22 protein-coding genes are annotated in these 21425 nt (G+C 60.4%); 13 read left to right on the plus strand and 9 right to left on the minus strand.

Translation table 11 applies throughout. The features are described 5' to 3' along the window. Positions 1-81: 81 nt before the first annotated feature. From GRAN_RS10470 to GRAN_RS10480, 3 genes are all read right to left on the minus strand, one after another. The gene (locus GRAN_RS10470; RefSeq protein ID WP_128912808.1) at positions 82-1482 is read right to left on the minus strand and encodes an FAD-dependent oxidoreductase; all 1401 of its coding nucleotides are present in this window, start codon (positions 1480-1482) and stop codon (positions 82-84) included. A gap of 102 nt (positions 1483-1584) precedes the next feature. Then, positions 1585-3597, minus strand: coding sequence for a WD40 repeat domain-containing protein (locus GRAN_RS10475; protein ID WP_128912809.1), 2013 nt, complete (start codon positions 3595-3597; stop codon positions 1585-1587). Between the two features lie 166 nt (positions 3598-3763). Further along, positions 3764-4882: a glycoside hydrolase family 18 protein gene (locus GRAN_RS10480; protein ID WP_128912810.1), complete on the minus strand. Its 1119-nt coding sequence runs from the start codon at positions 4880-4882 to the stop codon at positions 3764-3766. A gap of 267 nt (positions 4883-5149) precedes the next feature. Between GRAN_RS10480 and GRAN_RS10485 the strand changes: the two genes are divergently transcribed. Further along, a complete protein-coding gene (locus tag GRAN_RS10485; RefSeq protein ID WP_128912811.1) occupies positions 5150-5539 on the plus strand; it encodes a VOC family protein in 390 nt (129 codons plus the stop codon). Positions 5540-5586: 47 nt separating this feature from the next. Here GRAN_RS10485 and GRAN_RS10490 read toward each other — a convergent pair whose 3' ends face one another. Both GRAN_RS10490 and GRAN_RS10495 read right to left on the minus strand, forming a co-directional pair. Next, positions 5587-6048 (minus strand): nuclear transport factor 2 family protein, encoded by a 462-nt coding sequence (locus tag GRAN_RS10490; RefSeq protein WP_128912812.1) that lies wholly within the window; start codon positions 6046-6048, stop codon positions 5587-5589. Continuing rightward, positions 6045-6938 (minus strand): alpha/beta fold hydrolase, encoded by an 894-nt coding sequence (locus tag GRAN_RS10495; RefSeq protein WP_128912813.1) that lies wholly within the window; start codon positions 6936-6938, stop codon positions 6045-6047. Before GRAN_RS10495 ends, GRAN_RS10490 begins: the two co-directional genes overlap by 4 nt. Before the next feature lie 112 nt (positions 6939-7050). On the opposite strand from GRAN_RS10495, the gene GRAN_RS10500 reads away from it, so the two are divergent. Genes GRAN_RS10500 through GRAN_RS10515 form a run of 4 tightly spaced genes read left to right on the plus strand, consistent with a single transcriptional unit; the run spans position 7051 to position 10296 of the window. Then, a complete protein-coding gene (locus tag GRAN_RS10500) occupies positions 7051-7476 on the plus strand; it encodes an MmcQ/YjbR family DNA-binding protein (protein ID WP_128912814.1) in 426 nt (141 codons plus the stop codon). Positions 7477-7478: 2 nt separating this feature from the next. Beyond that, complete coding sequence (locus GRAN_RS10505; protein ID WP_128912815.1) at positions 7479-8645, plus strand: MFS transporter; 1167 nt, start codon at positions 7479-7481, stop codon at positions 8643-8645. Between the two features lie 39 nt (positions 8646-8684). Further along, positions 8685-9485 carry an SDR family NAD(P)-dependent oxidoreductase gene (locus tag GRAN_RS10510; RefSeq protein WP_128912816.1) on the plus strand — a complete coding sequence of 267 codons (801 nt, stop codon included), beginning with the start codon at positions 8685-8687 and terminating at the stop codon, positions 9483-9485. A 10-nt stretch (positions 9486-9495) separates the two neighbouring features. Continuing rightward, complete coding sequence (locus tag GRAN_RS10515) at positions 9496-10296, plus strand: hypothetical protein (RefSeq protein ID WP_128912817.1); 801 nt, start codon at positions 9496-9498, stop codon at positions 10294-10296. Positions 10297-10305: 9 nt separating this feature from the next. On the opposite strand, the gene GRAN_RS10520 is transcribed toward GRAN_RS10515, so the two are convergent. Further along, positions 10306-10824, minus strand: a complete 519-nt coding sequence (locus GRAN_RS10520) for a hypothetical protein (RefSeq protein ID WP_128912818.1) — start codon at positions 10822-10824, stop codon at positions 10306-10308. Positions 10825-10837: 13 nt separating this feature from the next. Then, the gene (locus GRAN_RS10525; RefSeq protein WP_128912819.1) at positions 10838-11995 is read right to left on the minus strand and encodes an acyltransferase family protein; all 1158 of its coding nucleotides are present in this window, start codon (positions 11993-11995) and stop codon (positions 10838-10840) included. A gap of 63 nt (positions 11996-12058) precedes the next feature. Between GRAN_RS10525 and fabZ the strand changes: the two genes are divergently transcribed. The 4 genes from fabZ to GRAN_RS10545 all read left to right on the plus strand — a co-directional run bounded on the left by fabZ (position 12059) and on the right by GRAN_RS10545 (position 14947). Continuing rightward, positions 12059-12595: a 3-hydroxyacyl-ACP dehydratase FabZ gene (gene fabZ / locus GRAN_RS10530; protein WP_128912820.1), complete on the plus strand. Its 537-nt coding sequence runs from the start codon at positions 12059-12061 to the stop codon at positions 12593-12595. Then, the gene (lpxA, locus tag GRAN_RS10535; RefSeq protein ID WP_128912821.1) at positions 12592-13377 is read left to right on the plus strand and encodes an acyl-ACP--UDP-N-acetylglucosamine O-acyltransferase; all 786 of its coding nucleotides are present in this window, start codon (positions 12592-12594) and stop codon (positions 13375-13377) included. The genes fabZ and lpxA overlap by 4 nt, the downstream gene beginning before the upstream one ends. A gap of 15 nt (positions 13378-13392) precedes the next feature. After that, complete coding sequence (locus GRAN_RS10540) at positions 13393-14277, plus strand: LpxI family protein (protein ID WP_128912822.1); 885 nt, start codon at positions 13393-13395, stop codon at positions 14275-14277. A gap of 109 nt (positions 14278-14386) precedes the next feature. Continuing rightward, the gene (locus tag GRAN_RS10545) at positions 14387-14947 is read left to right on the plus strand and encodes a peroxiredoxin (protein ID WP_128912823.1); all 561 of its coding nucleotides are present in this window, start codon (positions 14387-14389) and stop codon (positions 14945-14947) included. 85 nt (positions 14948-15032) lie between these two features. Here GRAN_RS10545 and GRAN_RS25885 read toward each other — a convergent pair whose 3' ends face one another. Beyond that, entirely contained in the window at positions 15033-16076 is a 1044-nt protein-coding gene (locus GRAN_RS25885; protein WP_161570925.1) for a hypothetical protein, read from the minus strand. Positions 16077-16246: 170 nt separating this feature from the next. Beyond that, positions 16247-18142: a lytic transglycosylase domain-containing protein gene (locus GRAN_RS10555; protein ID WP_128912824.1), complete on the minus strand. Its 1896-nt coding sequence runs from the start codon at positions 18140-18142 to the stop codon at positions 16247-16249. A gap of 234 nt (positions 18143-18376) precedes the next feature. Between GRAN_RS10555 and GRAN_RS10560 the strand changes: the two genes are divergently transcribed. The 4 genes from GRAN_RS10560 to GRAN_RS10575 all read left to right on the plus strand — a co-directional run bounded on the left by GRAN_RS10560 (position 18377) and on the right by GRAN_RS10575 (position 21414). Further along, the gene (locus GRAN_RS10560) at positions 18377-18643 is read left to right on the plus strand and encodes a GlsB/YeaQ/YmgE family stress response membrane protein (RefSeq protein WP_241654455.1); all 267 of its coding nucleotides are present in this window, start codon (positions 18377-18379) and stop codon (positions 18641-18643) included. Positions 18644-18713: 70 nt separating this feature from the next. Further along, entirely contained in the window at positions 18714-20516 is a 1803-nt protein-coding gene (gene lepA / locus GRAN_RS10565) for a translation elongation factor 4 (RefSeq protein WP_128912825.1), read from the plus strand. After that, on the plus strand, positions 20516-21115 hold the full coding sequence (locus GRAN_RS10570) for an HAD family hydrolase (protein ID WP_128912826.1): 600 nt from the start codon (positions 20516-20518) through the stop codon (positions 21113-21115). The genes lepA and GRAN_RS10570 overlap by 1 nt, the downstream gene beginning before the upstream one ends. A gap of 47 nt (positions 21116-21162) precedes the next feature. After that, the gene (locus tag GRAN_RS10575) at positions 21163-21414 is read left to right on the plus strand and encodes a hypothetical protein (protein WP_128912827.1); all 252 of its coding nucleotides are present in this window, start codon (positions 21163-21165) and stop codon (positions 21412-21414) included. Positions 21415-21425 lie beyond the last annotated feature (11 nt).

Raw genomic sequence — 21425 nt, forward strand, 5'->3', positions numbered from 1 at the left:
GTTCTCCTATGCTTGTGTGCATTATTACTACATATGTTTGTTTTACGGCAACAGTTTTTTCACCTCACATTTGGTCTGGTTTTAGGGCTTGGGCGTGGTGAGAGGGCGTCCGAAGAGAACCGTGAGACCTTCGGCGATGGTGGGGTGGGTGAAGGTGGAGTCGCGGAGGACGGTGTAGGGGATGCCCTGGGTGATGGCTAACTGTACGGGGGCGATGACCTCGCCGGCGTCGATGCCGAAGGCGGTGAAGCCGAGGATGCGGTCGCTGTCGGTGGCGATGAGGGCCTTCATGAAGCCTTCGGTCTCGGACACGGTGCGGGTGCGGAGGACGGCAAACATGGGGATTTTTGCCAGGCGGTAGGGAATGTGCTGTTCGCGGGCTTCGGTTTCGCTGAGGCCGACTCTTGCGAACTCGGGGTCGGTGAAGAGGCAGAAGGGGACGAGGCGGTCGCTCGTGGAGCGATGCCCTCCGGCTAGGTTGTCGCGGATGATGCGGTGGTCGTCGAAGGCGATGTGGGTGAAGTGTGGGCTTCCGGCGCAGTCGCCTACAGCCCAGATGCCTTCGGCTGTGGTCTCGAGGCGATCGTTGACCTGGATGTCTCCTTTGGGGCCAAGATCGACGCCGGTGAGGTCGAGGCCGATATTTTCGGTGTTGGGGGTGCGGCCTGTGGCGGCTAGGAGGTGGGAGCCTTCGATCTGGAAGGGGGCGCCGTTGCGGGTGGCGTGGACGGTGACATGGTCGCCGGAGAGGCCGGTGATGGTGTCGATGGTGGTCTCGGTGATGATCTCGATGCCTTCGCGGGCGCAGAGCTTGTGGAGGAGGTCGGTGACGTCGTGGTCTTCGCGATGGGCGAGGCGGGCGTTGCGCTCGAGGACGGTGACGCGGCTGCCGAAGCGGCGGGCGGCCTGGGCTAACTCGAGGCCGATGTAGCCTCCGCCGAGGACGATGAGGTGCTCGGGGATGTGGTCGAGTTCGAGGAACTCGATGTGGGTGAGAGGCTGGGACTCGTAGAGGCCGGGGATGCTGGGGATGGTGGCTCTCGAGCCGGTGCTGAGGATGATCTTGGGAGCGGTGAGCGTGCGGGTGGTGCCGGTGTCGGTGGTGACTTCGATGGTCTTCGGGGCGGTGAAGCGGCCGTGGCCGAGGATGAGTTCGGCTCCACTGTTGCGGAAGTTGTCGAGGTGCATGGTGACGAGGCCGTCGACCATGAGGCGCTTGCGGGCGCGGACGCCGGCCATGTCGATCGAGCCGTTTTCGACGTGTAGACCAAACTCGCGGGCGCGGAACATGTAGCTGGCGACCTTGGCGGAGTGGATGACATTCTTGCTTGGGAGACAGGCGATGTTGGGGCAGGATCCGCCGATCCAGCGGCGTTCCACAAGTGCAGTGCGATGGCCCTTGGAGGCCATCGACCATGCGAGGTATTTGCCGGCTTCGCCGCTGCCGAGGACAAGGAAGTCGTACTGTTCCATCGATGCCATGTTCCACCCTTCGTCTTTGCAGACAATTCAAAGTATCCCCTACGCAGGACGCTTCCCAGTCTCTTGTTCAGAGTGTACGAGGCATTTTTTGTGGTGGATCGATCAGGGATGAGGGCGATGGGATGATGATTCCGGGTCGTGCAGGGGACATGGATACGTTGCAAAATATCGCTTGCACTCCTCTTCGGTGAAGGCAGGAGAGGTACGGGTGATGCGGATGCGGGCCAGATTGAGTAGATCCTGGATGTCCAGATCGAAGATCTGGAACCCGTCGTTGCCCTCCGTCAGCAGCTTTTTGCCGTCAGCACTGAATGTCGCGTGGCGGACGCCACCACTATGACCATGCAGGGTCAGAAGTGTTTGCCCTGTGACTGGGTCCGCCACCTTTGCGACGTTTCCGCTGGTTCCCGCGATCTGCTTTCCGTCCGGGCTGAAAGAAGCATTGTTGAACAAAGGCACACTTGCCACCTTTTGAACCGGTCCGAGGTTCCAGATCTCAGTCGTGCCCTCAATTCCGATGGACGTGTTGCTCGACGCGAGAAGCTTTCCGTCGGGGCTGAATTCGAGGTGGCCACGATCCTGCTGACTCTTGAAACTTTGCTGCCTGCGACCAGTTTTGCGGTCCCAGACCTCCACGATGTGAGGACCTGCCGTCGCCATCCGCTTTCCATCCGCACTGTATTCGATTGCGAAGACGGGACCTGTTGGTTCGTCTAACGCGGATAGCCTCTGCCCGGTGAGAGCGTCCCACATGGTTACGGTCCTATCCTGGCTGGCGACGGCCAGTTGCTTTCCGTCGGGGCTAAAGGCCAAGGCGCGCGTACCACTTTTGTATTCCGTCAGCATGGTCACTTTTCCGGTGGTCGAATCGTAAATCTCGACGTCCGTGCCTATCTCGCAGATGGCGATTCGATTCCTGTCCGGGCTTATCGTGATGGGGGCGACAGGAATAGCACGTAGGACTCGGTAGCGGTGAAGAGTCAGGACTTCGCGTCCGCTGCTGACATCGAGAACTTTCGTTACTTGCCGGGTGTTTGGAGCTGTGCCTTCCGTGGCGTCTCTGAGGCGATACCCCCCAGAGGCAGAGGAGCTTCCGCGAACGGGCGCATGAAACTGAGCCAAGCCGGTACCGGGCTCCTCCGAATTGGGTTCTGCCCAGATCTTTGCGAGGTAGTCCTGGTCCCCGGTGGCAAGGGACTCACCGTCCGGGCTAAAGGCCATTGCGGTAATTCCGTCAGAGTGGCCGGGCATGCGGATGGTAGAGCGCGATTCGCCGGCATGCCAGATACGCACGGAGCCTTCGCGACCTGATGCGGCGAGTGTTCCGTTACGGCTGTAGGCGAGCAACCTGATTCCACTCGGTGGTCCGCCGCTCAGGGGCGGCCATTCCCTGCCCGTGGCTATATCCCACCGCGCGATGGTGTCTCCCACTCCAGGGGTTACGAGGGTGCTGTCGTTGGGATCGAATGCGAGAGCACCTTCGGTATATGTGCTTTTTGAAAGGCCGAGATCGAATAATTCCTTGCCGGTCGATGGATCCCATATCTTTACGGTTGCGTCCGAGCTCGCAGTGGCAAGACGCTTGCCGCTATGGCTGAAGGCGACACCGGTCACTCCGCGGGTGTGGCCTTTGAGGGTGAGAAGCTCGTGGCCTGTGACGGTATCCCAGAGCTTGACTGTCTGGTCCTCGCTCGCGGTGGCGAGAAGTGTTCCGTTGGGGCTGAGTGAGATAGCGTTCACGCGTGCCGCATGCCCTCGCAGTGCGCGTGTTTCCTGCCTGTTGTCTATATTCCAGATACGAATGACACCATCCTTGCCGGCGGTCAGCAAGCCAAGACTATCGGGCATGAAGGCGACGGCATTAAGTCCTCCAGAGTGGCCTGGCCAGGAGGACAGCTCTTTTCCCGTGGCGGCATCCCACATCTTTACGGAGTCGTCGTCGCTGACCGTTGCGAGGCGTTTGGAGTCGGGGCTGAAGGCTACCCCTGTGACATTTTTGGTGTGTCCGTGAAGGACGTGGCGCAGGTTGGCGGCGAGGAGAGCCCGGTGCAGGGCGTCCTCAGATTCTGGTAGAGGAGTATCGCCGGATTGCAAGCTTGTGTTCGCGGCTTCCATGGCAAGGAGCACCGCTCGATCGGCGTCTTCATTGAGGCGAGGTCCGTGCCGTCGGCACGTCGACAACTGATAAACGCATCGAATTGGAATTCCCGAACCCCTTGTTCCATGCGTTCCGCCTGTGTTTGCGCGTCCGAAATGATAACGATAGAGGCGGCGATCAGGATTAAGGACGGAGACCGGCGTTGATGGCGTCGAGCAGGACGTTGTTCGGGTCTCCGGTGTACTCCCAGAACATCATGCCGCCGAGGTGGTAGTCGCGGACGTAGAGGGTTTTGTGGGCTAGAGATTCGGCGTCTTCGTAGTCTACCCAGGTCTGGGTGGTTGGGTTGTAAAGGTAGGGGGAGTCGGAGGTTGCGTCCCAGTAACGGGTGTAGCCGGACGTGGGTTGGAGAAGGGTAGAGGCGATGCTGCCGTAGTTGAGGTAAACATTATGGGTGGGGGCGCCTGATTGGAAGAGGCCGTTGTTGGTGGCGGTGACGTTCGACCAGCTTTTGCCGTAGAAGGGGACGCCGAGGACGATCTTGTTGGGTTTGACTCCGGCTTCGAGATAGTTGTGGACGGACTTGTTGGAGGAGACGTGCTTGGGGTCGTCGGGGTGCTCATAAAGTGGGGAGTGATGGCCGGTGTTCTTGTCGCCGCCGTACATGTCGTAGGTCATGAGGTTGATGGAGTCGACGTAGTGCTGGACCTTCGCCATCTCGGTGTGCTCGAAGAAGTTCTTGCTGGCCCCGGTGGCGATGGAGGTGTAGAGATGGCGATGGAGGCGGCGGCCTTCGCGGTCGAAGCGTTGGCGTAGCTCCTTCAGGAGGGCGGTGTAGTTCTCTTTGTCTTCGGGGCGGAACTTGTTGTCGTCGCCTTTGAGGCCGGGGTACTCCCAATCGATGTCGAGGCCGTCGAGGTTGTAACGGAGGACGAAATCTACGGAGCTGTCGATGAAGATGCGGCGGCTTTCCTTGGTGAGGGCGGCGTCGGAGAAGTTTTTTGACCAGGTCCAGCCGCCTACGGAGACGAGGATCTTGAGGGTGGGGTTCTGCTGCTTGAGGGCGTTGAGGATGGCGAAGTTTTCGCGATCGTGCGCGAAGCCTTCGACGACCTTGCCGTCGGTGACGTTGGCGAAGGCGTAGTTGATGCGGGTGAGCTTGGTGGCGGCTACTTCGTTGGGGGCGAGGATGCGATCTTTGGGGAAGACGTAGGCGATGATCTCGGTCTTGTTGGGGAGGGTGGTTTGCGCGGCGGCGGGGAGGGTGAGGAGGGCCAGGAGAATCGCTTGGTGGAGGCGCATGGGGGTGAGTTTAGCTGATATCGGCAGGTGAGGTTCTGCGACCGATGACGATTGGCCGGCATCCTAAAGGTGCCGAAAAACGCTGAGCCGGATTGGTAAGCCCGGTTCGCTGTGGATGCTTCGTCCACAGTCCAGTCAAGTCCGCTATGCGGAGGAGGGACCCACGGCGATAGTGGCAGTGCTTAGGCGCTGCTGCCTGTCGCATGGTGCGTTTTGGCTATGGCTTTGGCGAGCCGCGCGATGGAACTTCTGTACGGGGGAATCGCGATGGCTACTTTGAATCACACAAACCTGACAACCTATGACGTTCCGGCACTGGTGGAGTTCTTCTCGACCGTGTTCGGTTTTGATGTTCTGGATACGCGCGGCGACAAACTGGCCGTGCTGCGGAACTCGGACGGCTTTCTGCTTACGCTGATGTACGACAAGCGCATGACGCCGGAGCAGGGGTATCCCGGGCTGTTTCATGTGGGCTTCCTGCAGGCGACAAGGCTGGATGTAGACCGGACGTATGAGGAGCTGAGTGGGCGGAGTTATACGGCTCCGAAGCCTGACAGGCTGCAGCGTGGCGGGCCTGAGACGTATGGGTTCTACTGTGCTGCTCCGGGCGGGGTGCTGGTGGAGGTGAGCACGATGAATGTCGTGGAGGGTGCGTAAAGAAAAGGCGGGCGAGACTCACGGGGTCTCGCCTGTTTCCGGTTGGGCTAGAGGTTGAGGTCGGAGAGGCTGGGGTGATCTTCGGGGCGGGGACCCTGGGGCCAGTGGAAGAGGCGGTCGGATTCGGCGATGGGCAGGTCGTTGATGCTGGCGTGGCGGTGGCTCATGAGGCCGGCGGCGTCAAACTGCCAGTTTTCGTTGCCGTAGGAACGGTACCACTGGCCTTCGTGTTGGCACTCGTAGGCGAAGCGGACGGCGATGCGGTTTTCGTTGAAGGCCCAAAGCTCCTTGATGAGGCGGTAGTCCTGCTCGCGGGACCACTTGCGGGTGAGGAACGCTACGATCTCGGCGCGGCCGGTGACGAATTCGTGACGGTTGCGCCAGATGCTGTCAGGAGTGTATGCGAGGGAGACCTTCTCGGGGTTGCGGGAGTTCCAGCCATTTTCGGCGGCGCGGACCTTGAGGATGGCGGTCTCACGGGTGAAGGGTGGGACGAGGGGTGTGGTCATAGCGTTTCCTGGGAGAGTTCGGTGGTGAGGAGTTCGTCGATGGCTTCGGCGATTTCGTCGGGGTGGGTCTCAAGGGCGAAGTGGCCGGTGTCGAGAAAGCGAACGGTGGCCATGGGGAGATCGCGCTGGAAGGCTTCGGCTCCGGGTGGAATGAAGAAGGGGTCGTTCTTTCCCCAGATGACGAGGGTGGGGGGTTGGGACTCGCGGAAGAAGTGCTGGAAGGCGGGGTAGAGGTCGAGGTTGTTGCGGTAGTCGAGGATGAGGTCGAGCTGGATTTCGGTGTTGCCGGGGCGGTCCATGAGGGCCTGGTCGAGGTAGTAGGACTCGGGCGGGACGGAGGCGGGGTCGGCGACGCCGTGGACGTACTGGAAGCGGGTGCCTTCGAGGGCGAGGAAGCCGCGGAGGGCTTCGCGGTTGGCGGGGATGGGGTTGGCCCAGTAGGTCTTGATGGGGTCCCACGCGGAGCCGAGGCCTTCGAGATAGGCGTTTCCGTTTTGTGAGATGAGGGCGGTGACACGTTCTGGGTGGGCGACGGCGAGGCGGAGGCCGGTGGGAGCACCGTAGTCGAAAATGTAGAGGGCGTAGTGCTTGAGGGACAGGGCTTCGGTGAAGGCTTCGAGGGTGGTGGCGAGGTTGTCGAAGGTGTAGGTGTAGTTGCGTTCGGGCGGGACGGTGGTGAAGCCGAAGCCGGGTAGATCGGGGGCGATGATGTGGTACTTCGAGGCGAGACGGGGGATTAGGTTGCGGAACATGTGCGAAGACGTTGGGTAGCCGTGGAGTAACAGAAGTAGAGGTGCGTCCGTCGGGCCGGATTCGCGATAGAAAATCTCGATACCGTCGGCCTGGATGGTGCGGAGTGCTATGTGCGGGATGCTCGTAATGGCCGGCATGAGTGCTCCTGAGGTTCTGCGCGCTGATGGGTTCGAGTGCGAGGGCCGGGGTTACGATACAAGAATTTTCAGCGTACAGGCTTATGATCACGGTGCAGTGCATGGAGGGTCGATGGATGCGGAGAGAGCGCGGGCGTTCTTGTTGAAGATGCCGCACGTTGTGGAGACGCTGCAGTGGGGAAACAACCTCGTGTTCTGGGTGGGGGATAAGGCGATCGGTGGAAAGATGTTTGTGCTGATCGACCTGGACAGGGGCGACAAGGCCATTGTGTCGTATGCGGCGGGGCCGGAGCGGTATGGGGAGTTGCTGGAACTGGATGGGTTGATACCGGCGCCGTATATGGCGAGGATCTTCTGGGTGGCGGCAGGGCACTGGGGAGCGCACAAAGATTCGGATTGGGAGAGGGAGTTGACTGCGGCATACGAGTTGACGATGCGGAAGCTGCCGCCGAAGGTGGTGCGGGTACTCGCTTTGCCGGCGGCGGAGAGGAAGAGAGTGGTTGCGGCGGCGCGGAAGGCTGCCAAGGCCAAGAGATGAGGATGGTTGCTACGAATTCGAAGATGCTGGAACGGTTTTCGACGGCGGTGCTCTATGGTGCGTTTGCACTGACGGGGGTGGGGGTGGCGTTGCCGGGGGCGGCGTTGCCGGGGATCGTGGCGCACTGGTCGATGGGGGACCGGGGGGCGGGTTTCTTGTTTCTGATGGCGTGGTCGGGGTCTTCCCTTGGGGCACTGCTTTGCCGGGGTAGAGCGGCGGCTGCGCTGGGGCGGGGTGTGACGCTGCTGACTCTGGTGTGTGTGGCGATTGTGCTGGCGGCGACTTACACCCCGGGGGCCGGTGGGCAGGCACTGGCGCTGGGGTTGTTCTTTCTGTATGGGGTCGCGCTTGGGATCACGATGACATCGACGACGCTGCTGCGGGCGGGACGACGGGTGGTGGGGACGGCGCAGGAGTTGAACAGGCTGAACTTGATGTGGGTGGCTGGGGCGCTGCTATGCCCAACGATCGCGGTCCATGCGCTGCGGACGGGTGGGATCCGATATGCGTTTGGCGGGCTTGGTTTGCTGTTTGCGCTGGATGCGATCTGGGTATGGAGTGTTGAGGCGCGGGCATCGGGCGACGGGGAGCCGGTTAGGGGGACTGAGGCGGCGCAGCGGTTGTCCGGACTACCGCTGCTTGTGGGTCTGTTTGTGGCTCTGACGGTGGGGGTGGAGAGCTCGATGAGCGGGTGGTTGACGACCTATGCCGAACGGGTTGGTGGGAGGGTTGCGGGGGCGGTGACGGTGTCGACGCTGTTTTGGCTTGGGCTGCTGGTGAGCCGAGCGGTAAGTTCGACGCCGATGTTCGAGCGGTATAACTCTCCGGGGCTGCTGCGGTCGGGGTCGTGGATGGTGGCGGTGGGTGGTGGGGCGTTGTGGCTTGGTGGGGGGCACGCGGAGTGGGCGCTAATGGTGGGTGCGTTCGTGACGGGGCTGGGAATCGGGCCGATGTATCCGATGCTGCTGGCACTTGTGCTGCCACGATATGGGGGATCGAAGGTGTTCTTTATCGCGGGGGTGGGGTCGGGGGTGGTGCCATGGTTGACGGGCGCGGTGTCGGGATGGAACGGATCGCTGCGGATGGGGCTGATGGTGGCTTGGGTTGGGGCGGGGCTGATGGTGGCGGTACGGCCATGGCTTCCGCGTGGGTTTCGCGAGCGGGAGTAGATGCTTGCGTGGGGCGGGGGCTTTCGATAGGGTCGGGGAATGAGTTTGCAGGGGACGGGTGTGTGGTTGTCGTTGGCGGGTAAGGTGGCGCTGGTGACGGGTGGGTCGCGGGGGATTGGTGCGGCTACGGTGAGACTGTTTCGGCAGGCCGGGGCGCGGGTAGTGTTCAGCTATGTATCGGCTGAGGCGCGGGCGTTGACGTTGGTTGAGGCTTGTGGTGGAAGCGGGGTTTGCCGGGCGGTGCGGCAGAAGCTCGATGGAGTGGAGGATGGACGGGCTTTGGTGGAGGCGGCGGTTGAGGAGTTTGGACGGCTTGACTGCCTGGTGGTGAATCACGGGATCTGGCCATCGCACGATGCACCGATCGCTTCGATGACGACGGAGCAGTGGCGTGGGACGATGGGCACGAATCTCGACAGCGCGTTCGGACTGGTGCGGGCGGCGGTGCGGCAGATGCTGGTGCAGGAGCCGAGCGGTAAGGTGAAGGGGCACGTGGTGCTTGTGGCATCGACGGCGGCACAGCGTGGTGAGGCGTTCCATGCGGACTATGCGGCGAGCAAGGGCGCGATGGTGAGCTTCACGAAGAGCCTATCGAGCGAGCTTGCCGGGCAGGGGATTCTTTGTAACTGCGTGGCTCCGGGATGGGTGGCGACTGAGATGTCGGCTGCAGCCTTCGACGATCCGGAGACGTCCAAGAGAGTGCTGGCGACGATTCCGCTGGGAAGGCCCGCGCAGGTGGATGAGATCGCCGGGCCGATTCTGTTCTTGTGCACGCCGTTCGCGGGGTTCTGCTCGGGTGAGATCTTCAATGTGAACGGTGGAGCTGTGCTGGTTGGTTAGGAGCTTCTGGATGAAGAGATGGGTGCTGTTTGCGGTGGTAGTGGTTGGCGGGATGCGTAGCGGTGTTGCGCAGAGTGGTGAGACTTCGCCGCAGAGCAAGAAGGGGCAGATGCTGCTTGACCAGATGGTGACGGCGCTTGGGGGGCAGGCGTGGGTCGAGATGAAGCAGTGGGAGGAGGATGGGCGGATTGCGGCGTTCTTCCGGAACGAGCCGAATGGGTCGAATGTGCAGTTCTTCGACTACAAGCGGGAGCCGCTGTCGGAGAGGATCGAGTTCGCTACGCCGAAGAACCTGATGCCGGGGTCGGTGCGGGACGTGGTGCAGGTTTGGACGCCGGTGATGGGGTACGAGGTGACGTACAAGGGCCGCAAGGAATTGCCGGAGAAGCAGGTGACGGAGTACAACCGGCGGCGGATGCATTCGATCCGGCAGGTGGTGACGGTGTGGATGAAGCGGCCTGGGGTGATTGTGGTGAGCGAGGGGACTTCGGTGGTCGAACGGCGGATCGCGGATAAGTTCACGGTGCTGAGTCCGGATGATGATGCGGTGACGATCGAGACGGATGCGAATACACATCTTCCGCTGCGGAGGACGTTCCAGTGGCGGAATCCGCTGTTCAAGGATCTCGATGAGGAGATCGAGGAGTACGAGGACTATCACACGTACGACGGGTTTCCGACGGCGCTGTCGGTGACGGAATATCACAACGGCGATATGGTACTGCAGCGGTTTCTGACGAAGGCGGTGTATGGGCACGCGCTGCCGGATGAGATGTTCGATCCGGATCATCTTTTGCAGAAGAAGAAATAGGGCTTCGGGCTACCTAAGAGCAAGTCCGGGGACCTTACTCCAATGCTTACGTAGCGATTGCACGATCTCTCCCGGCACCCTCGGAACCTCGTCCACATCGAACATCTGGTATCCAAACTGGAAGTTTTTGCAGCGCCAGTGGGCTTTGGGAAGACCTTGAAAGTCCGCCGACAAGGTCTCAATGGTAATAGCCTGCGCATCCTGAATCGTGAAGGTGACCCCGTAGGAGGATCCTGTGGCGGCAACACTTCCTTTTCTTGGCCGCACGGCGAGATGCACGTTCGTGATCTTACGGGCCAGTTCCGGATGAAGCTTTTCAGAGCGTTCCTGACCGACACCACAGAGATAGAAGAGGCGATCCTGAAGTTCGATGGAGCCGTCGGTCATCTCTGGATAAATCTGGGGAGCGGTATTTGAGACGAGGCATCCGATGCAGTGCTTCCATGGTCTGAATCCGTGGACGTACCGGCCCCAGAGATGTTTGAACTTCATGGGAGCAGTGTTGAGGCCGGAGATCGTAAGGTGCATGGGCCATCGTAGCCTACACGGTAGATCCCGGTGGCGCTGCACCTCGAAGCCTACGGTTCATGGGTTCGGAGAGGTAGCGAGCGGTGAGCCAGCCCAGGGGCGCGGTGAGCAGGGGGATCGCGAGGAACCAGAGCAGAAGTGGTCCGCGATGAATTTTGGCGTAGAGCATAGTTCCCCAGACGATGAGGAACTCGTGGGTGAGATAGACCTCGTAGCTGTGGCGTCCGTACCAGCGGATGGGAGCGGTCCACGGGCGTCCGCGGCGTGGGCGGAGAACCGTTGCGAACATGATGAGGCAGGCTCCCAGAGCCAATGTGCTTTCAGCGATGCCACTGCGGCCGAAGGGGCGCATCCACGTGTAGCGAGGCCAGATGATGATCCAGAGGATCGTGGCTGCGCCGATGACGTTGAGAGCGATGAGGAGCGCTGGTCTGATGGGGCGCTTTGCGAGGTGGTTAGTGAGGAGTGCGGTGAGGCAACCGAGGGCGATGCCATCCATGCTGGCCAGGTAGGAGGTGTCCCTCCACATGTCGTTCGCGGGCAAGACGCTTCGGGCAAGGGGGCCGAGGATGATGAAGGTGGTGAGGATGGTGAGGAAGATCCATCTGCCGCGTGGGAGGCGGAAGGCCAAGAGGCAGACGAGGGGGAAGAAGACGTAGAACATCTCTTCGACCGAGAGGCTCCAGAGGACGTCCCAGTTGGCGGGGAGGTAGGAGTGCATTTTGATGGCTTCGAGCCAGTTGAGGTGGAAGGTGAAGGCGGAGAAGAGGGCTAGGGGAAGGGTGGTTCCCTTGACGCGGAAGCCTGCGGCGTGGGTGAGGTGGAGGACGCTGAGGATTGCCAGCAGGGATAAAAGAAGGGGCGCGATGCGGGCGAAGCGGATGCGGTAGAAGGTTGCGGGACGCATGTTCTCGAGTCCACCGAAGCGGCGGAGCGAGGTGAGCGTGATGAGGAAGCCGGAGACGGCGAAGAAGAGGGTGACGCCGTTGCCTCCGTTGCGGAAGAGGATGTACTGCAGGCGCGGGAGGATGTGCTGATCGAGTTGGAAGCCGGCGAAGTACATGCGCAGCCAGAGGTGGAGCAGGACGACGGAGAGGATGGAGAGGCCGCGGAGCAGGTCGACACCCGCGAAGCGTGGGGTGACGGGCCCGGAAGCTTCGTTCGGGGTCATGGGTCGATGGTATCGGGGTGTGGGGCAGGTGGAGGGGGATGTGCCGTTATACTCAACAGTGCGATGAGTGATGAGAATCAGGTGAATGTTGGCGAGGCTGTTGCGGTGGAGGAGGCGAAGGCCGCCGCGCCGCAGACGATGAACATCAACGAGATTATGGCGCTTCTGCCGCACCGATACCCGTTCCTTCTTGTCGACCGGGTGCTTGAGGTGGAGCGGAAGACTCGGATCGTCGCCATCAAGAATGTGACGATCAATGAGCCTTTTTTTCAGGGACACTTTCCTGGGTATCCGCTGATGCCGGGCGTGCTGATGGTCGAGGCGATCGCGCAGACGGGCGGGGCTCTGCTGCTGTCGGAGATTCCGGATCGGGACTCGAAGCTGATGGTGTTTACCAGCATTGAAGAGGCGAAGTTTCGGCGGCCGGTGACTCCGGGGGATCAGCTACGGATTGAAGTTACGGTGCTGCAGTGGCGGAGCCGTGCGGTAAAGATGAAGGGTGTGATCACAGTTGAGGGCAAGACTGTTTGCGATGCGACGGTGATGTGTCAGGTGGTGCCTCGGGCGGCGAAGAAGGCCGTGGAGGCGGAGGGCGCTTGAGCATCCATGCGACTGCGATCGTTGCAGAAGGCGCGAGAGTTCCGGACTCGTGCAGCGTGGGGCCTTACTGCATCGTTGGCGCGGATGTGGTGCTGGGTGAGGATTGCAGGCTGGTGTCGCATGTGGTGCTGGATGGGCATACGACGTTAGGGGCGCGGAATAGGGTGTTTCCGTTTGCGAGCCTTGGCTGCTCGCCACAGGATCTGAAGTATGCGGGCGAACCTACGCGGCTTGTGATGGGGGATGACAACACGGTGCGGGAGTCGGTGACGATCTCGCGGGGGACCGTTGGCGGTGGGGGCGTGACGACTGTCGGGTCGGGATGTTTGATCATGGCTTATACGCATATCGGGCACGACTCGCATATCGGCAACGGGTGCATCTTGGCGAACTCGGCTACGCTAGCGGGGCATGTGATTGTCGAGGACTATGCGGTCGTGGGGGCGCTTTGCCCGGTGCACCAGTTCTGCCGGATCGGAAAGTACAGCTATATCGGTGGGGGCACGACGATCACGCAGGATGTACTGCCTTTCTCGCTGACGAGTATCGAACGGAATAACCATGCGTATGGGTTGAACAAGGTCGGGCTGGAGCGGAGGGGATTCACGCCGGTGCAGATCAAGGAGCTTCGGCATGCGTATCGATTGCTGACAGGCTCGAAGATGAATACGAGCGATGCCCTGAAGGCGATGCGGGAGACGCTCGAGGGGTCTCCTGATGCGGAGCATGTGAAGTATCTGGTTGAGTTTATTGCGGCGAGTGAGCGCGGGATCATCAAGTAGGTGGGTGTGGCTTCGATGGGCGAGATTTCGATCAGCGATACTGGGCGGCTCGGGCTGATCGCTGGGAACGGGCGCTTTCCCTTTTTGTTACTGGAGGCGGCTCGGGCGCATGGGTTGACCGTGGTGGTTGCGGCGATCAAGGAAGAGACCGATGCGGAGATGGATGTGAGGGCGGTACATGATCCGCAGGTCATTGTGCACTGGCTTTCGCTTGGGGAGTTATCGAAACTGATCGAGACATTTCAACGTGAAGGTGTGGCTCGGGCCGTGATGGCGGGGCAGGTGAAGCATAAGCAGATCTTTTCTTCGATACGGCCGGACTGGCGGCTGGCGAAGCTTCTGATGAGTCTGCGAACGCGTAATACGGACATGCTGCTTGGGGCTATTGCGAAGGTGCTTGGAGACGAGGGGATCGAGTTGATTAGCTCGACGGCTTATCTTGAGCCTCTGCTGGCGAAGGTTGGGGTGTTGACGGCGCGGGGGCCATCCGATGAAGAGCAGAAGGATGTGGCTTATGGACGCTCGGTGGCGCGTGGTCTGGCGGCGTGGGACCTGGGGCAAACGGTGGTGATCGCGGGGCAGGCTTGCGTGGCGGTCGAGGCGATGGAGGGAACGGACGCGACGATCCTGCGGGCGGGTGAGTTGTTGCGGGGTCGAGGTGTTGAGGAGACACTGCTGGGAAGTGCGTTGACGGTGGTGAAGGTCGCGAAGCCAAACCAGGATATGCGGTTCGATGTGCCGGTGATCGGGGTGGCGACGATTGAGGCGATGAAGAAGGCAGGGGCCACTTGTTTATGCGTTGAAGCGGGGCGGACGCTGCTGTTCGATCCGGAGGCGGTGGTGAGGACGGCGGACGGAGCGGGGATCGCCATTGTGGGCGAAAGTGCTTCGCAGGTTTGAGGGCTTCGTGACACAACCAAAGCGGGGCGGGCGTAGTATGGCTAGTGCGTGCCTGGGCGCTCGTGTTGTGCGCGAAGCTTCTGACCCCGGCACCGATAGGGAGTGAGAGATGATTCGCAAAGGACTTCTGGGCAAAGCTCTTGGTGTTGCCGCTGTGGCAGCCGCCGTCACTGTAGGCGGTTTTGGACTGAAAGCTCACGCTGCCGCAGGCGATTCCGTTCAGCCGGGTGCGGTCGCACCCAACTTCACCCTGCCTTCGCAAGAAGATAAGCCCGTGTCGCTGACGGACTATAAGGGCAAGTGGGTTGTGCTGTACTTCTATCCGAAGGACCAGACGACGGGATGCACGATCGAGGCACATAACTTCCAGCGGGACATGCCGAAGTACACGGCGGCGAACGCGGTGGTGCTTGGCGTGTCGCTCGATACCGTGGAAGGGCACAAGGCTTGGTGCGCGAAAGATACGTTCAGCTTCAAGCTGCTAGCGGATCCGGATCATAAAGTTGTGGATGCGTATGGCGTTCCGGTGAAGAGCATGGGCCCGATGAAGTTCGCGAGCCGCGAGACATTCCTGATCAACCCGGATGGCAAAGTGGTGAAGGTGTGGCCGGACGTAAAGGTCGCGAACCACAGCGAAGAAGTGCTTGCCGAGATCGCCACGGCGAAGTAATAAGGTAGGGATGAAAGGCCCGGTTCCTCAAGTGAGGAGCCGGGCCTTTTTCTGTTAGGGCGACCGTAAGACCGCGAGGAGGTGCTTACTTCTTGGCAGCGGTCTTCTTGCTCGCAGCTTTCTTTGCCGGGGCTGCCTTCTTGGCAGTCTTCTTGGCTGGGGCGGCAACCTTCTTGGCGACCGTCTTCTTTGCCGGAACCGCTGTCTTCTTAGCGGGGGTTGTTTTTGCCGGAGCCTTCTTGGCTACCGTCTTCTTCGCCGGAGCCGCCGTCTTCTTCGCTGCTGCTTTCTTCGTTGCCAAGGGAGTACCTCTCGTTAGTAGTTTTGTGCTGCCGATGCTCTTTTTGGCGGTCGCCTTCTTAGGAGCGACCTGACCGCCGCGTTGAGCACTCGACTTCTTCGCGGCAGATGTTGGAGTGGATTTTTTAGCGGCCTTTTTCAAGGTTGCGCCCTTCTTGGCGGGGACGGATTTCACCGGCGTTTTCTTCGCCGGGATCTTTTTGGCGGCCTTCTTCAGCGGCGCGGCCTGCTTGAGCGGAGCGCTCTTCTTCGCAGAAGCCTTGACTGGAGCGGCCTTCGCAGAAGCCTTGACTGGAGCGGCCTTCGCAACCACCTTCACGGGCGCGCTCTTCTTGGCGGAAGCGGCTTTGATAGGCGCAACTTTCTGGGCTGGCGCCGGGGTTGTCTTCGTGAAAGTCTTTTTAGCTGCGATCTTTTTAGAAGCGATCTTCTTCGAGGCGACTTTCTTTGCCATCTTCTTTGCTGCTGGCTGATTCGATGGCAGGCTCTTGAGTGCTTCGCCTACGCTGACTGCTGCGGCGCTTGGTTCCGGCTCTTCGGATAGCGAGGTAGCCGGCGTGTATCCATCGACTGGGTTCGAGGGAGCGGCTTCGAGCTCTGCGTCCTCAGAGTGAGTGCCGGTGTGAAGGAGAGCGTCGGGACCGGGCTGCGCGGTGCCGGCTGTGTCGGCACCCTCGTCGTCTTCTTCATCATCATCGGAGGTCAATGTGACCTCGTCTTCTTCGTCATCCTCTTCGTCATCAAACTCGTTTGAGTTTAGCGACTCGTCGTTCGTCTCATCGTCATGAGCGGCTGCAGCCTGCAGCCTGATCGTCTCATCCAGTTCCATTATTTGTTCCCCTCACTGCCTGGCCGCGAAGCAACTTAGATCTTCGATGCGCTTGCTTGCTTCATGATTGCATGTAAATCATTCGTTCGATGTTGTTATCGGTACGGATTCTAAGCAACAGGATGCATGCAAGAGCCAACGATGGCAAGCACTCTTTTATAAGAGGTGCTCTATCTGCCAGACCTGCGTTTCGTTTTGGCTGATGGAGTGCTCGCACGTGCGTGCGATGTCTTCGAAGAAGAGGCATGCGATGCTGCTTTGGAAGAGTGCGCGGAGGTCGCCCCAGCGCTTCGCGAGGCTCGTGACGAAGATCGTCCGGAACTCTTCGATGTGCGTGAAAGCCTTGATCCACGCGGGTTTCCACGACCACGAGCATTGCCGCGACGACCGGCGTACGATGCGCGTCGAATGGGCTCCGCCACGTTGAGCGTACGTCCAGGCTTTATGGCTCTCGATGAGAGTGTGTTCCAACGACGAAGGTCTTCGGTCGATATGTTGAAGCGATCGGCGATGGTGACGAGAGTATCTCCACGACGCGCGACGTACCTTTGCTGGTTCGTCGAACTTGCTGGACCAGCGATGGGGATGACGAGTTTATCGCCTGCGGCAAGGGAATCGCTGAGGCTGAGTCCGTTGGCTTCGGCTATCTCGCTGGCGTGCGAGTGCAGATCGGTGGCCAAGCTCTCGATGCTCTCACCTGCCTTGACCTCGTGGAAGCGCCAGTTGGCGCGCTTGTCTTCGGGGACGTTCTTGAGGCGTTCTGTGTAGAGATCCTTCGTTCCGGGCGGGATGTGAAGGTCGAAGGAGATGTCGCTTGCGGTGCGAAGACGAAGGAGTGCGGGGTTGAGCGCGACAAGTTCCGCGACGGAGCTGTTAGTGACATCGGCCACGAGGCGGAGGTCGATGGCATAGGAGACGTTGACGGTGTCGTAGATGATGGCGGGGCTTGGAACAAGCTTGTTGAGGCCATACCTCTCGGGGTTCTTGGCCATGATGACGGCTGCGAGGATCTGCGGGACGTAGGCACGCGTCTCCTTGGGCATGACGTTGCGGCGATAGAGCTCCCAGTAGTCGGCATACCCGGTGCGCATGACGGCTTTCTGGATATTGCCTGGACCCCAGTCGTAGGCGGCCATGGCGAGATACCAGTCGCCGAACTGCTTATAGAGGGACTTGATGTAGCGGGCGTAGGCGCGGGAAGATTTCTCGGGATCGAAGCGGTAGTCGAAGTAGCCGTTGCGGGTGAGGCCGTACTCCGGCGCGGTGTAGGTCATGAACTGCCACATGCCTCCGGCTCCGGAGCCTGCGTTCACGACCTGGGGCTGGAAGCCGGACTCGGCCACGGCTAGATAGATGAGGTCCTGTGGGACACCTTCTTCCTTGAGGACATTCTGAATGAGGCCACGATACTTGCCGACACGCTGGAGGGATGCGGCCATGTGGCGGCGGAAGCTCTCGGAGTTGGAGAAGACGTTGATGTAGCCGGCGACCTGATCATTGATGACGAGGGGGAGATCGGATGTGATGTTGAGTTCGGAGTTGAGGCGGGCGACGAGCTCGGGGTTGGGTGCGAAGGTGAGCTCTTCGGCGGTGGCGAGGGGAGCTTCTTCGAGTGGAGGCGAGAAGCCGTTGCCTTGCTTGAGCGCCGCGAGCTCGAGCGCATTGACGGCATTGAGAAGGTGCTCGATCTCGTCGGAGAGGAGAGGTTCGGTCTTGACGTCGATGCCGCTGGTGAGGAGCATGTCGACGGCGAAGTCGAAGTCAGTGCGGGCGGCTTCGAGGCGGCCGTTCTGGTAGTTGGTGACGCCGCTCTTATAGGAGCGTTCGGCGTTGGCGATCAGTTGCTGAACCTTGTAGCTGTTATTGCTCGATTGCGCGGTGTCGGCTGTGGATGGCGTCTGTTGTTGCGGCTTAGCAGGGGTGAGGGTGGGCGCGGTGGCCGTCGAGGCGGTCTTGCCCGGTGCGGCCGATGTCGTGGCGGGATCACCGGGGCATCCGGTAAGGAGGAGCAGCGGGGCGCAGGCCGCTACGAGCGACCAACGCAAGAACAGCTTACTTACCGTCATGCGCGTACCTCTGGAATCCCTGGGGCAACTGTGTCTCCTGATGCGGCGCGAACGAGCTTCGCAGTCCGCACCTGATTGTAAGACGTTCGGCGTGGATGGAGGGCAGAGGCGAGTGAAGGAAGGGTGGTGTCAGGCCCAGAGAAATATTCGTGTGGCGATCGGGAAACCCGCATCCAACGGCTTAGATTAGCCCGGGATCTAATTTCACGATCAAGTTGTACCAAGGAGAAACATATGATGGGACACGGCATCATCATGACGATCATCATCGGCTTCATCGTCGGCATCATTGCGAAGATGATCATGCCCGGTAAAGACCCTGCGGGATTCATCATGACCGCGCTTATCGGGATCGTGGGAAGCTTCCTAGGAACGTTCATTGGCCGGGCCATCGGGCACTATGGGCCAGATCAGGGTGCGGGCTGGCTGATGTCCATCTTTGGCGCGCTGATTCTACTCGGGATCTATCACCTGATGACGCGACGGTCTTCGGTGGTTTAGCTGCGGCCTAGCAGGGCGGGGTCCGTGGGGTGCCGGTGATATCCTTGAAGATCGAGGCATTTCACACCGCATGGACCCGAGTCACATCCGCAATTTCGCGATCATCGCGCATATCGATCATGGCAAGTCCACCCTTTCGGACCGTCTCCTTGAGTTGACGGGCTCGCTGACGACCCGCGAGATGCAGGCGCAGGTTCTCGACGCGATGGACCTCGAGCGCGAGCGCGGGATCACGATCAAGGCTCACACCGTCCGGATGATGTACAAGGCCGACGACGGCGACATGTACCAACTCAACCTGATCGATACGCCTGGACACGTGGACTTTTCCTACGAGGTGTCGCGTTCGTTAGCTTCGTGCGAAGGCGCGCTTCTTGTGGTGGATGCTTCGCAGGGCGTAGAGGCGCAAACGCTGGCCAACGCGTACCTGGCGATCTCGAACGGCCTGGAAATTCTGCCGATCATTAACAAGATCGATCTGCCATCAGCCGATATCGAGCGGACGAAGGCGATGATCGAGAAGTCGGTCGGGCTCCCGGCGGATGATGCGATCGCGGTGTCGGCGAAGACTGGGCTGAACGTGGCCTCGATTCTCGAGGCCGTGGTGACGCTTCTGCCTCCGCCGAAGGGGAATGCGGATGCTCCGCTGCAGGCCCTGATCTTCGACTCGTGGTTCGATGCGTATCGCGGCGTGATCGTGCTGGCGAGGATCATCAATGGGAAGCTGCGCAAGGGGATGAAAATCCGGCTGATGTCGAACGGGAAGACGTTCGAGGTCGAGAGCATGGGCGTCATGACGCCGAAGCCGGTCGTTCTGGAAGAGTTGAGCGCGGGTGAGGTCGGTTTCTTCGTCGCGACGATCAAGAATGTAGCGGATACGAAGGTGGGCGACACTATTACAGAGGACGCTCGACCCTGCGCGGACATGTTGCCGGGGTTCGAAGACATCAAGTCGATGGTGTTCGCTGGACTTTATACCGTCGACTCGCATGAGCATGCGCTACTGCGGGATGCGTTGGAGAAGTTGCGGCTGAACGATGCGAGCTTCTCATTTGAGCCGGAGTCCTCGGCGGCGCTTGGTTTTGGGTTCCGCTGTGGGTTTCTTGGGCTTCTGCATCTGGAGATCATTCAGGAGCGGCTGGAGCGAGAGTACTCGCTCGACCTGATCACGACGGCTCCGGGCGTGCGGTACAAGATCACGATGACGGATGGCAGCGAGTTGGAGGTCGACAACCCTTCGCGGTGGCCTGACCCGACGGAGATTGAGACAGTCGAAGAGCCGGTGATCGTTGCGAAGATCCTGACGAACGAAGAGTATGTCGGGAACATTCTGAAGCTGGTTGAAGATAAGCGCGGGCGGCAGAAGAATATTGAGTACGTTTCCGAGACGCGGGTGATGCTGACCTACGAGCTTCCGCTGAACGAGATCGTGTTGGACTTCTACGACAAGCTGAAGAGCGTCTCGCGTGGGTACGCGTCGCTCGACTACAACCTCGCCGGGACGTGGATCTCGCCGATGGTGAAGATGGATATCCTGATCGGCGGGGAGCCGGTCGATGCGCTCTCGATCATCGTGCATCGCGACTTTGCGTACGACCGGGGCAAGGCCCTCGTGTCGAAGATGCGGGAGCTGATTCCGCGGCAGATGTTTGAAGTGGCGATCCAGGCGGCGATCGGGGCGAAGGTGATTGCGCGCGAGACGGTGACGGCGATTCGGAAGAACGTGATCGCGAAGTGCTACGGCGGGGATATCAGCCGTAAGCGCAAGCTGCTCGATAAGCAGAAGGAAGGCAAGAAGAGGATGAAGCGGATCGGCAAGGTCGACATTCCGCAGGAGGCCTTCCTTGCCGTGTTGAAGGTTGGAGAGGACTGATGACGCTGGAGCTTCCGGAAGGGCCGTTCGCCGCCTACCTGTTCGACTGCGATGGGACGATCGTGGACTCGATGCCTCTGCACTACATTGCGTGGAAGAAGGCTCTTGGCGAGTGGAACTGCGAGTTTGAAGAGCAGACGTTCTACTCGTGGGGCGGGATGCCGGTGGTGGAGATCATCCGGTCGCTGAACGAGATGAATGGGCTAGCGATGCCGGTGGAGGAACTGCATCATCGGAAAGAAGGCCTGTACTACGAGATGCTCGGCGACCTACACGGCGTGCCCGAGGTGATTGAGCATGTACACGCGAGTCATGGGAAGATTCCGTTCGCGGTGGTGTCGGGGAGTACGCGGCAGAGCGTGGTGAAGTCGCTCGAAGTGCTCGGGATTCTCGATAAGTTCGATGTGCTTGTGTGCGCGGGGGAGTACTCGAAGGGCAAGCCGGATCCGGAGCCGTTCTTGCTGGCGGCGGAGAAGCTTGGGGTTTCTGCCAAGGACTGCCTGGTGTTTGAGGATACGGACATGGGAATCCAGTCGGCTACGGCGGCGGGGATGAAGTCGGTGAAGGTGATGCAACCGTGGGAGCGGGGAGCTCGATAGTTACGCTTCTTTATGCCTCCCTGATGGCTCGTGCCGGACGATGAGGCATGAGCGTATTACGGACAGGGCGTAGGACGAGTGGCGAGGAAGAAGCGGTTGCTGGGGCGTCCGGCTTTCTGAAGACGGGGCGAGGCAAGCAGATCTTTCTTATCTTCGTAAAAAAGCGCGCGGACTCAGGTGGCTCGCGGGCATCGGTTGAGGAGTCCTTCCTGAAAGAGGCGGTGCTTCCCTGGATGCTCAGCTTCGGGGCGTTCGTGATCCTTGTGCTGGTCTTTGCGTTCTTCTTCCAACGCGCCTGATAATTTTGCCG

Source organism: Granulicella sibirica (genome assembly GCF_004115155.1).
Lineage (GTDB): Bacteria > Acidobacteriota > Terriglobia > Terriglobales > Acidobacteriaceae > Edaphobacter > Edaphobacter sibiricus.

Coding starts and splice junctions, on each gene's coding strand:
- GRAN_RS10525 (WP_128912819.1), bottom strand. CDS start 11,995: ATGACCCCGAACGAAGCTTCCGGGCCCGTCACCCCACGCTTCGCGGGT.
- GRAN_RS10560 (WP_241654455.1), top strand. CDS start 18,377: ATGATGGGACACGGCATCATCATGACGATCATCATCGGCTTCATCGTC.
- GRAN_RS10480 (WP_128912810.1), bottom strand. CDS start 4,882: ATGCGCCTCCACCAAGCGATTCTCCTGGCCCTCCTCACCCTCCCCGCC.
- GRAN_RS10470 (WP_128912808.1), bottom strand. CDS start 1,482: ATGGCATCGATGGAACAGTACGACTTCCTTGTCCTCGGCAGCGGCGAA.
- GRAN_RS10510 (WP_128912816.1), top strand. CDS start 8,685: ATGAGTTTGCAGGGGACGGGTGTGTGGTTGTCGTTGGCGGGTAAGGTG.
- GRAN_RS10515 (WP_128912817.1), top strand. CDS start 9,496: ATGAAGAGATGGGTGCTGTTTGCGGTGGTAGTGGTTGGCGGGATGCGT.
- GRAN_RS10540 (WP_128912822.1), top strand. CDS start 13,393: ATGGGCGAGATTTCGATCAGCGATACTGGGCGGCTCGGGCTGATCGCT.
- lepA (WP_128912825.1), top strand. CDS start 18,714: ATGGACCCGAGTCACATCCGCAATTTCGCGATCATCGCGCATATCGAT.
- fabZ (WP_128912820.1), top strand. CDS start 12,059: ATGAGTGATGAGAATCAGGTGAATGTTGGCGAGGCTGTTGCGGTGGAG.
- GRAN_RS25885 (WP_161570925.1), bottom strand. CDS start 16,076: ATGGAACTGGATGAGACGATCAGGCTGCAGGCTGCAGCCGCTCATGAC.
- GRAN_RS10575 (WP_128912827.1), top strand. CDS start 21,163: ATGAGCGTATTACGGACAGGGCGTAGGACGAGTGGCGAGGAAGAAGCG.
- GRAN_RS10495 (WP_128912813.1), bottom strand. CDS start 6,938: ATGCCGGCCATTACGAGCATCCCGCACATAGCACTCCGCACCATCCAG.
- GRAN_RS10555 (WP_128912824.1), bottom strand. CDS start 18,142: ATGACGGTAAGTAAGCTGTTCTTGCGTTGGTCGCTCGTAGCGGCCTGC.
- GRAN_RS10475 (WP_128912809.1), bottom strand. CDS start 3,597: ATGGAAGCCGCGAACACAAGCTTGCAATCCGGCGATACTCCTCTACCA.
- GRAN_RS10520 (WP_128912818.1), bottom strand. CDS start 10,824: ATGCACCTTACGATCTCCGGCCTCAACACTGCTCCCATGAAGTTCAAA.
- GRAN_RS10485 (WP_128912811.1), top strand. CDS start 5,150: ATGGCTACTTTGAATCACACAAACCTGACAACCTATGACGTTCCGGCA.
- GRAN_RS10505 (WP_128912815.1), top strand. CDS start 7,479: ATGGTTGCTACGAATTCGAAGATGCTGGAACGGTTTTCGACGGCGGTG.
- GRAN_RS10545 (WP_128912823.1), top strand. CDS start 14,387: ATGATTCGCAAAGGACTTCTGGGCAAAGCTCTTGGTGTTGCCGCTGTG.
- GRAN_RS10490 (WP_128912812.1), bottom strand. CDS start 6,048: ATGACCACACCCCTCGTCCCACCCTTCACCCGTGAGACCGCCATCCTC.
- GRAN_RS10500 (WP_128912814.1), top strand. CDS start 7,051: ATGGATGCGGAGAGAGCGCGGGCGTTCTTGTTGAAGATGCCGCACGTT.
- GRAN_RS10570 (WP_128912826.1), top strand. CDS start 20,516: ATGACGCTGGAGCTTCCGGAAGGGCCGTTCGCCGCCTACCTGTTCGAC.